Source organism: Streptomyces sp. NTH33 (assembly GCF_003236365.1).
Lineage (GTDB): Bacteria > Actinomycetota > Actinomycetes > Streptomycetales > Streptomycetaceae > Streptomyces.
Window position 1 is genome coordinate 1 of the sequence record NZ_POTZ01000278.1, and the last position, 9,675, is coordinate 9,675.

Annotated in this window: 7 protein-coding genes; 6 read left to right on the forward strand and 1 reads right to left on the reverse strand. The window is 72.1% G+C overall.

Annotated elements, in window-relative coordinates; translation table 11 throughout:
- Positions 1-69: 69 nt before the first annotated feature.
- A complete protein-coding gene (ileS, locus tag C1I97_RS23855) occupies positions 70-3,243 on the reverse strand; it encodes an isoleucine--tRNA ligase (protein ID WP_111005238.1) in 3,174 nt (1,057 codons plus the stop codon).
- A gap of 703 nt (positions 3,244-3,946) precedes the next feature.
- Here ileS and C1I97_RS23865 point away from each other — a divergent pair.
- The 6 genes from C1I97_RS23865 to C1I97_RS23890 all read left to right on the forward strand — a co-directional run.
- Entirely contained in the window at positions 3,947-5,044 is a 1,098-nt protein-coding gene (locus C1I97_RS23865) for a TraR/DksA family transcriptional regulator (RefSeq protein ID WP_258382715.1), read from the forward strand.
- A gap of 62 nt (positions 5,045-5,106) precedes the next feature.
- Entirely contained in the window at positions 5,107-5,841 is a 735-nt protein-coding gene (lspA, locus tag C1I97_RS23870; RefSeq protein ID WP_111005240.1) for a signal peptidase II, read from the forward strand.
- Positions 5,842-5,894: 53 nt separating this feature from the next.
- On the forward strand, positions 5,895-6,839 hold the full coding sequence (locus tag C1I97_RS23875; protein WP_111005241.1) for an RluA family pseudouridine synthase: 945 nt from the start codon (positions 5,895-5,897) through the stop codon (positions 6,837-6,839).
- A complete protein-coding gene (locus tag C1I97_RS23880) occupies positions 6,836-7,303 on the forward strand; it encodes a GNAT family N-acetyltransferase (RefSeq protein ID WP_111005242.1) in 468 nt (155 codons plus the stop codon). The genes C1I97_RS23875 and C1I97_RS23880 overlap by 4 nt, the downstream gene beginning before the upstream one ends.
- 88 nt (positions 7,304-7,391) lie before the next feature.
- Positions 7,392-8,978 (forward strand): Na+/H+ antiporter, encoded by a 1,587-nt coding sequence (locus C1I97_RS23885; protein WP_111005243.1) that lies wholly within the window; start codon positions 7,392-7,394, stop codon positions 8,976-8,978.
- 29 nt (positions 8,979-9,007) lie between these two features.
- Positions 9,008-9,675 (forward strand): SDR family NAD(P)-dependent oxidoreductase (locus C1I97_RS23890; protein WP_111005244.1); only part of this gene is annotated, 668 nt, incomplete at its 3' end.

The window sequence follows — 9,675 nt, forward strand, 5'->3', positions numbered from 1 at the left end:
CCCTGACGTTCCGTCTCCGCAAGGCGTAGCCCTCCGGGGGCGAAAAACCCTGGGGCCGCCCCCGGAGGGCTACGCCTTGCGGAGACGGAACGTCAGGGACAGGGACTCGTCGGTGAAGGTGTCGCCGAACGTGTCGTCCGCCTCGCCCTGGGCGAAGTCCGTCGCCAGGACCTCCTCGGAGATGAGACCGGCGTGCTCGGTCAGCGCGGTGATCGTGGCCGGGTCCGTCGCGGTCCAGCGGAGCGCGATGCGGTCGGCCACGTCGAGGCCGCTGTTCTTGCGGGCCTCCTGGATGAGGCGGATCGCGTCCCGGGCCAGGCCCGCACGCCGCAGTTCCTCCGTGATCTCCAGGTCCAGAGCCACCGTCGCGCCCGCGTCGGACGCCACCGACCAGCCCTCGCGCGGAGTCTCCGTGATGATCACCTCGTCCGGGGCAAGGGTGACGGTCTCGCCGTCCACCTCCACCGACGCCGTGCCTTCCCGCAGCGCCGACGACAGCGCCGCCGCGTCCGCGTTCGCGATGGCCTTGGCCACGTCCTGGACCCGCTTGCCGAACCGCTTGCCCAGCGCCCGGAAGTTGGCCTTCGCGGTGGTGTCCACCAGGGATCCGCCGACCTCGCTGAGCGACGCCAGGGAGGAGACGTTCAGCTCCTCCGTGATCTGCGCGTGCAGCTCCCGGTCCAGGGAGTCGAAGCCCACCGCCGCGACCAGCGCGCGCGAGAGCGGCTGGCGCGTCTTGACGCCCGACTCCGCGCGCGTGGCACGGCCCAGCTCCACCAGCCGCCGGACCAGCACCATCTGCTGCGACAGCTCCGGGTCGATCGCCGACAGGTCCGCCTCCGGCCAGGTGGCCAGGTGCACCGACTCCGGCGCGCCCGGGGTCACCGGCACGACCAGGTCCTGCCAGACCCGCTCGGTGATGAAGGGGGTGATCGGCGCCATCAGCCGGGTCACCGTCTCCAGCACGTCGTGCAGCGTGCGCAGCGCGGCCTTCTCGCCCTGCCAGAAGCGGCGGCGCGAGCGGCGGACGTACCAGTTCGACAGGTCGTCGACGAACGCGGACAGCAGCTTGCCGGCGCGCTGGGTGTCGTACCCCTCCAGCGCCTGCGTGACCTGGTCGGTCAGCGCGTGCAGCTCACTGAGCAGCCAGCGGTCGAGCAGCGGGCGGTCGGCCGGGGCCGGGTCGGCCTCGGAGGGCGCCCAGGCGGACGTACGGGCGTACAGCGCCTGGAAGGCGACCGTGTTCCAGTACGTCAGGAGCGTCTTGCGGACGACCTCCTGGATGGTGCCGTGGCCCACCCGGCGGGCCGCCCACGGCGAGCCGCCGGCCGCCATGAACCAGCGCACCGCGTCCGCGCCGTGCTGGTCCATGAGCGGGATCGGCTGGAGGATGTTGCCCAGGTGCTTGGACATCTTCCGGCCGTCCTCGGCCAGGATGTGGCCCAGGCACACGACGTTCTCGTACGAGGACTTGTCGAAGACCAGCGTGCCGACCGCCATCAGCGTGTAGAACCAGCCGCGGGTCTGGTCGATGGCCTCGGAGATGAACTGCGCCGGGTACCGGCTCTCGAACAGTTCCTTGTTCTTGTACGGGTAGCCCCACTGGGCGAACGGCATCGAACCCGAGTCGTACCAGGCGTCGATGACCTCGGGCACGCGCGTGGCCGTCTTCTCGCACTGCGGGCACGGGAAGGTGACGTCGTCGATGAACGGGCGGTGCGGGTCCAGCCCCGACTGGTCGGTGCCGGTCAGCCCGGTCAGCTCGGCGCGCGAGCCGACACAGGTGAGGTGGCCGTCCTCGCAGCGCCAGATCGGCAGCGGGGTGCCCCAGTAGCGGTTGCGGGACAGCGCCCAGTCGATGTTGTTGTTCAGCCAGTCGCCGTACCGGCCGTGCTTGACGCTCGGAGGGAACCAGTTGGTCTTCTCGTTCTCCTGGAGCAGCCGGTCCTTGATCGCGGTGGTGCGGATGTACCAGGACGGCTGGGCGTAGTACAGCAGCGCGGTGTGGCAGCGCCAGCAGTGCGGGTAGCTGTGCTCGTACGGCACGTGCTTGAAGAGCAGGCCGCGGGCGCCGAGATCCTCGGTGAGCTTCTCGTCGGCCTTCTTGAAGAAGACGCCGCCGACCAGCGGCAGGTCCTCCTCGAACGTGCCGTCCGGGCGGACCGGGTTGACCACCGGCAGGCCGTAGGAGCGGCAGACCTTCAGGTCGTCCTCACCGAAGGCGGGGGACTGGTGGACCAGGCCCGTGCCGTCCTCGGTGGTGACGTACTCGGCGTTGACCACGTAGTGCGCCGGCTCGGTGCTGTGCCCATCGGTTCCCTCGCTGACGCTCGGGAACTCGACCAGCTCGAACGGGCGCTGGTACGTCCAGCGCTCCATCTCGGCGCCGGTGAAGGTCTCGCCCGTGGTCTCCCAGCCCTCGCCGAGCGCCTTGCCGACGAGCGGTTCGGCGACGACCAGCTCCTCCTCGCCGTTCGTCGCGACGACGTAGGTCACCTCGGGGTGCGCGGCCACCGCGGTGTTGGACACCAGCGTCCAGGGCGTGGTCGTCCACACCAGGAGCGCGGCCCGGCCGGCCAGCGGGCCGGAGGTGAGCGGGAAGCGGACGTAGACGGACGGATCGACGACCGTCTCGTAGCCCTGGGCCAGCTCGTGGTCGGACAGGCCCGTGCCGCAGCGCGGGCACCAGGGGGCGACGCGGTGGTCCTGGACCAGCAGGCCCTTGTCGAAGATCTCCTTCAGGGACCACCAGACCGACTCCACGTACTCGGGGTCCATGGTCCAGTAGGCGTCGTCGAGGTCGACCCAGTAGCCCATGCGGGTCGTCAGCTCGGCGAAGGCGTCGGTGTGACGGGTCACCGACTCACGGCACTTGGCGTTGAACTCCTCGATGCCGTACGCCTCGATGTCCTGCTTGCCGGAGAAGCCGAGCTCCTTCTCGACCGCCAGCTCCACCGGGAGGCCGTGGCAGTCCCAGCCGGCCTTGCGGGCGACGTGGTAGCCGCGCATGGTGCGGAAGCGGGGGAAGACGTCCTTGAAGACGCGCGCCTCGATGTGGTGGGCGCCCGGCATGCCGTTGGCGGTGGGCGGGCCCTCGTAGAACACCCACTCGGGGCGGCCCTCGGACTGCTCCAGGCTCTTGGCGAAGATCTTCTGCTCGCGCCAGAAGTCGAGCACCGCGTGCTCGAGCGCGGGCAGGTCGACCTGGGCGGGCACCTGGCGGTACTGCGGCTGCGTACTCAACGAGCTTCCTCCAACGGATGTGCTGCCTTCCGTCGGAGGGACGAGAGCCTTTGTTGCCTCACGCCGTGTGCGGCGCGCTCCCGCGGTACCACCCTCCTTGGCCCCCCGGTGCGCCGTACGCTCCGGTGAGCCCCCTCATTGGGACGCGATGCCGGTTCTACTGGCCCCTCGGGTTGTCCCTGGGGTGTTCTTCCGGCGGCTCCGGGGTGATCTTCACGTCGCGCTCGCCCCCGGGCTCGCACCGTCCCCGGGTCGCTCTGGGCTGCGTACGCCGCTACTCGTCCCCATCCACGCTTCTCGCTCCGCCCAGTGTACGGCGCCCCGGGGGCAGCGGCCGACCGGTTTTCCCGGGCGGGCGCTGACCCGAATGGCACGGCGGGCCGTCCGGATCGCAGGACGCACGGCTGGTCGGATTACCCGGCGAAGAGCTGGGCACAACGCATGCATGCCGGCCCCGCGGCACGCGCGGGGCGGGCGAATCGGGCGGCGTGCCCCGTTGCCGCGGGACTCAAGTCGATTTATCGTCCCAGCACGATTCGCGAACAAGATCACAATATGTGAAGGGGCCGCGGCCATGGTGGCGAAGAAGACCGCCGAGCAGTCGGCGTCCGGCAGGTCCCGGAGCACCGGTGTCACCGGCGGCGCGGCCAGGAAGACCACTCGGACGGTGGCCCGAGTCACGGCCGCAAAGGAGGCAGCGGCCATGAGGAAACCGCTCACACCCGGGCCGGTCGAGGCCACGCAGGCACCTTCCGCGGAGGGTGCGCGGAGGACGGCGGCGAAGAAGGCGGGCGCGAAGAAAGCGAACGCGAAGAAAGCAACCGCGCAGAGGGCGGACGCGAAGAAGGCGGATGCGGAGAAGGCGGACGCGAAGAGGGCCACGGCGGGGAAGTCCCCACCGGAGGGGACCACGCCGAGGACGGCGGCCCCGAAGAAGCCGGAGCCAGCGGCGAAGGGGGCCGCCACCAGGGAACCCCGGACCAAGGGCACCGCCGCGAAGAGGTCCGCCGCGCGGGAGGCCGTCGGCAAGGAGGACGGCGGAAGGAAGGCCGCCCGCAAGAAGACGTCTCCAGGGCCCACGGCGGAGAAGGAAGCGCCGCCCGCCGAGAAGACGCCCGCCGAGAGGACACGCGCGCGTGAAGCGGTCGGCGGGAAGGCCCATGCCGGGAAGGCGGCCGCCCGGGAGACCGGGGCCGGCGCCGGTGGTCACGGTGCCGTAGCCGTGGAGACCCGGGGTGTTTCCGGGGAAGGCGCGGGCAGGAAGAGGACGGCCAAGAAGGTGGGCGCGGCTCGGGCCGCGAAGCAGACGGGAGCCACGACGGTGGTTGCGAAGAAGACTCCTGGCACGGCCGCGGCGGCGAAGACCGCCGTTCCCAAGGCACGCCTCGTCGCGGCGGTGGAGCCGGGCGACCTCCCGGTGCGCCCGGGCGAGGACCCCTGGACCCCGGAGGAGGTCGCCGAGGCCCGCACGGAACTGCAGTCCGAGATGGAGCGACTGCGGGCCGAGATCAGCTCCTCCGAGGAGTCCCTCGCGGGCCTGATGCGGGACTCCGGCGACGGTGCGGGGGACGACCAGGCCGACACCGGCACCAAGAACATCACGCGTGAGCACGAGATGGCGCTGGCCGCCAACGCGCGCGAGATGCTCACCCAGACCGAGCACGCCCTGCAACGGCTCGACGCGGGCACCTACGGCCTGTGCGAGAACTGCGGCAAGCCCATCGGCAAGGCCCGCATGCAGGCCTTCCCGCGGGCCACCCTGTGCGTGGAGTGCAAGCAGAAGCAGGAACGCCGGTACTGATCGCGGTCCGAGGCGTGCCGTAGTCTCGTCTCTCAGTCAGGTACCTAGGTCGAGGGACTCACGTGGCAGAGGCGGAGCGCATCATCGGTACGCCGGACACCCCGCACGCGGCAGGGGCCGGGCAGGAGCGGCCGGGCGGGAACGCCGTGCCCGGCCGGCGGTCCGGGGCCGACGGGGCACGGACCCCGGCCGACGGCCCCGGCACCGACCGCACGGCGGCGGGCAGGGCGGTGGACGAGACGGCCGGGACCCCCGGCACCTCCTCCCGCGCGGACGGGCCGCAGGACGGCACCGCCGAGGACAAGCCCCGCGGCCCGCGCCGGATCGCCGTGCTGTTCACGGTCGCCGCCGTCGCCTACGTCCTCGACCTGGTCAGCAAGATGATCGTGGTCGCCAGGCTGGAGCACCGCCCGCCGGTCCGCATCATCGGCGACTGGCTGCAGCTGGAGGCGATCCGCAACGCGGGCGCGGCCTTCGGCTTCGGCGAGGCCTTCACTGTGATCTTCACGGTCATCGCGGCCGCCGTGATCGTGGTGATCACCCGCCTCGCCCGCAAGCTCTACAGCGTGCCCTGGGCCATCGCGCTCGGCCTGCTGCTCGGCGGTGCGCTGGGCAATCTCACCGACCGGATCTTCCGCGCGCCCGGCGTCTTCGAGGGCGCGGTCGTCGACTTCATCTCGCCCAAGCACTTCGCCGTCTTCAACCTCGCCGACTCGGCGATCGTCTGCGGCGGCATCCTGATCGTGCTGCTCTCCTTCCGCGGCCTGGACCCGGACGGCACCGTCCACAAGGGCTGAGGCAACGGCCCGCGCGTACGGGGCTGCCGGACCCGTCCGGCATACTCGACGGGGTGAGCACGATTCCCGAGATCCGTACCCTGCCCGTGCCCGACGGCCTGGAGGGCGAGCGCGTCGACGCCGCCATCTCCCGCATGTTCGGCTTCTCCCGTACGAAGGCGGCGGAGCTGGCCGCCGCGGGCAAGGTGCTGGTCGACGGCACGGCGGTCGGCAAGTCCGAGCGGGTGCGCGGCGGGGCCTGGCTCGAGGTCGAGATGCCGCAGGCACCCGCGCCCGTGCGGGTCGTCGCCGAGCCGGTCGAGGGCATGGAGATCGTGCACGACGACGAGGACGTCGTCGTGATCGTCAAGCCGGTCGGCGTCGCCGCGCACCCCAGCCCCGGCTGGTCCGGGCCGACGGTCATCGGCGGCCTCGCCGCCGCCGGGTACCGCATCTCGACCTCCGGCGCCGCCGAGCGCCAGGGCATCGTGCACCGCCTCGACGTCGGCACCTCCGGCCTGATGGTGGTCGCCAAGTCCGAGTACGCGTACACGTCGCTCAAGCGCCAGTTCAAGGAGCGCACGGTCGACAAGCGCTACCACACCCTCGTCCAGGGCCACCCGGACCCGACCAGCGGCACCATCGACGCCCCCATCGGCCGGCACCCGAACCACGACTACAAGTGGGCGGTCACCGCCGACGGCAAGCCCTCCGTCACCCACTACGACCTGATCGAGGCCTTCCGCGCGGCCTCCCTGCTCGACGTCAAGCTGGAGACCGGCCGCACCCACCAGATCCGCGTCCACATGGCCGCCCACCGCCACCCCTGCGTCGGCGACCTGACCTACGGTGCCGACCCCACGCTCGCCAAGCGGCTCGGGCTCACCCGCCAGTGGCTGCACGCCGTACGGCTCGGCTTCGAGCACCCCGGCGACGGCCAGTGGGTGGAGTTCACCAGCGACTACCCCGAGGACCTGCGAAAGGCCCTGGACCAGGTCCGCGAGGAGACCTACGCATGAGCACGCCGTACGAGGTGCGCGTCGCCGAGGACCCCGCCGACCGGGAGGCGTGCTTCGCGGTCCGCAAGGAGGTCTTCGTCGTCGAGCAGGGCGTCCCGCAGGACATCGAGTACGACGCCCACGACGCCGTGGCCGTGCACGTGCTGGCGGTCCGCGAGGACGGCACACCGCTCGGCACCGGGCGGCTGCTGCACGGCGAGGCGGCCGCCGCGAAGACCGGCGGGGACCCGTCGACCGGCTCCCTGGGGCGGCTCGCCGTCCTCCAGGACGCGCGTGGGCTGGGCGTCGGCGCGGCCTTGGTGCGCGCCCTCGAGGACGCCGCACGCGCGCGTGGCCTCACGGCGGTGGACCTGCACGCGCAGACCCACGCGCTCGGCTTCTACGAGCGGCTGGGGTACACGGCGTACGGGCCGGAGTTCCCCGACGCGGGCATCCCGCACCGGGCGATGCGGCGCGCGGTGTAGCCCGCGGTCCGGAAAAGGCCGGTCAGCGGGGTGGCGTGGCAGGCTTGAAGTCTGCCGTGTGAACGTCCGACCCGCGGGAGCGCTGAGCGTGGATCAGTTGGCCCTGCTGTTCATCGTGTTGCTCGGGGCTGTGATCACCGTCCCGCTCGGGGACCGGCTCGGGCTGCCCGCACCGATCCTGATGACGCTGCTCGGGATCGGCCTCGCGCTGCTCGACTTCGTGCCCAACGTCGACATCCCGCCCGGCCTGATCCTGCCCACCCTGCTGCCGCCGCTGCTCTACGCCGCCGTACGGCGCACGTCCTGGCGGCAGTTCACGGCGAACAAACGGCCGATCTTCCTGCTGGCCGTGGCGCTGGTGTTCGTCACCACCTTCTGTGTGGCCGTCGTCTCGCACGGCATCGTGCCGGGGCTCTCCGTCGCCGCCGCGGTGGCCCTCGGCGCGCTGGTCGCGCCGCCCGACCCGGTCGCGGCGACCACCGTCGCCGGGCAGCTGGGGCTGCCGCGCCGCCTGGTGTCGATCCTGGAGGGCGAGGGCCTGTTCAACGACGTCACGGCCATCGTCCTCTACCACGTGGCGATCGCCGCCGCCGTCAGCGGGGAGTTCTCGGCCTGGCGAGCCGGGCTCGACCTGGTGCTGTCCGCGGTGGTGGCGGTGGCCGTGGGCCTGGCGATCGGCTGGGCCGCGAACAAGCTGCTGGGCCTGCTGGAGGACACGACCCTGCAGATCGGGCTGACGCTGCTCGTGCCGTTCGCCTCCTACGTGCTGGCCGAGGAGCTGCACGGCTCCGGTGTCCTCGCCGTGCTCACCACCGCGCTGTTCCTGTCCGAGTACGCCGCCGACGCCGACGACGTGCTGACCCGGCTGGCCGGGCACACGGTCTGGGAGGTCGTGGACACGCTGGTCACCGGGATCGCGTTCGGGCTGGTCGGCCTGGAGCTGCACAACGCGCTGCACACGGCGTCGGGCCGGTGGGGCGAGCTGCTCGGCTGGGCGGGCGTGGTCGTGGGCGTGGTGGTGTTCGTACGGCTGCTGTGGCTGTTGCCGGCGACCTGGCTCACCCAACGGCTGCACGCGCGGCGGGACCGGGACGAGGACATCCCCACGACCTGGCGGGAGACCGTCGTCATGTGGTGGTCCGGGATGCGCGGGGTGGCGTCGGTGGCGCTCGCGCTGGCCATTCCGCTGAAGACGGACAGCGGTGCGCCGTTCCCCGACCGGGACGAGATCGTGTTCATCGCCTTCGCGGTGATCATGGCGACGCTCGTGTTCCAGGGGCTCACGCTGCCGTGGCTGGTCAGACGGCTGGGGGTGCGGGCGGACACCGGGCGCGAGAAGGCGTTCGAGGAGGAGCTGGCGGCGCGCGCCTCGAAGGCGGCCAGGAAGCGGCTGCGGGAGATCGAGGCGGTCGAGGACCTGCCGGAGGAGCTGTCCGAGCAGATGCTGCGGCGGGCCTTCGACATCGGGCTGCGGATCAGCCCGCAGATGGGGGACGAGGAGCGCCGGGAGGGGCACGACAAGCGGGAGCGGCGGCTGAAGCGGGCGCGGCGGATCCAGAGCGAGATGCTGAGCGCGGCGCGCCACGAGGTGCTGGCCGCGCGCAGCGAGCCGGGGGCCGACCCGGAGGTCGTGGACCGGGTACTGCGCCATCTGGACGTACGCAGCCTGAGGTGATCCGCGGTCCGCGTGGGTACGCTCGGACCATGAGTCGCAACGTCGTCATCAGCGGGGGCGGTACGGGGATCGGACTCGCCGCGGCACGGGCCTTCGCGGACGGCGGGGACCGGGTCCTGCTGCTCGGGCGGCGGGAGGAGGTGCTGCGCAGGGCGCAGGTCCCGGGTGCGCTGACGTACGCCGCCGATGTGAGCGACGTGGCGGGCGTGCGGGGAGTCGCCCGGTTCGTGGCCGACGAGCTCGGGGCGGTGGACGTGCTGATCCACAGTGCCGGAGGGTCGGGGCGGCTGGAGCCCCGGGTGGAGCGGGACGATCCGCTCGACCTCGTCGCCGACAACTGGCTGGTCAACTTCCGGATCAACACCCTGACCGCCGTGCTGCTCACCGAGGCCCTGAAGGACCGGCTCGCCGAACCGGGCGGCCGGGTGCTGTTCCTCAGCTCCATCGCCGCGTACCGGGGTTCGGGCAGCGGCGCCTACGCCGCCTCCAAGGCCGCCCTGCACCCGTACGCCCACGACCTGGCCCGCCGGCTGGGCCCCCGCGGGATCACGGTGAACCTGGTCGCGCCGGGCTACGTCGAGGACACCGACTTCTTCGGCGAGGCGCTGGACGACGACCGCCGCGCCCGCCTGATCGCCGAGACCTCCACCGGCCGCCCCGGCACTCCCGGCGACATCGCCGTGGCCCTCTTCGCGTC

Excerpts from the sequence above, each read along its gene's own strand:
- C1I97_RS23865 (WP_258382715.1), top strand. The coding sequence starts at position 3,947 with ATGAGGAAACCGCTCACACCCGGGCCGGTCGAGGCCACGCAGGCACCT.
- C1I97_RS23880 (WP_111005242.1), top strand. The coding sequence starts at position 6,836 with ATGAGCACGCCGTACGAGGTGCGCGTCGCCGAGGACCCCGCCGACCGG.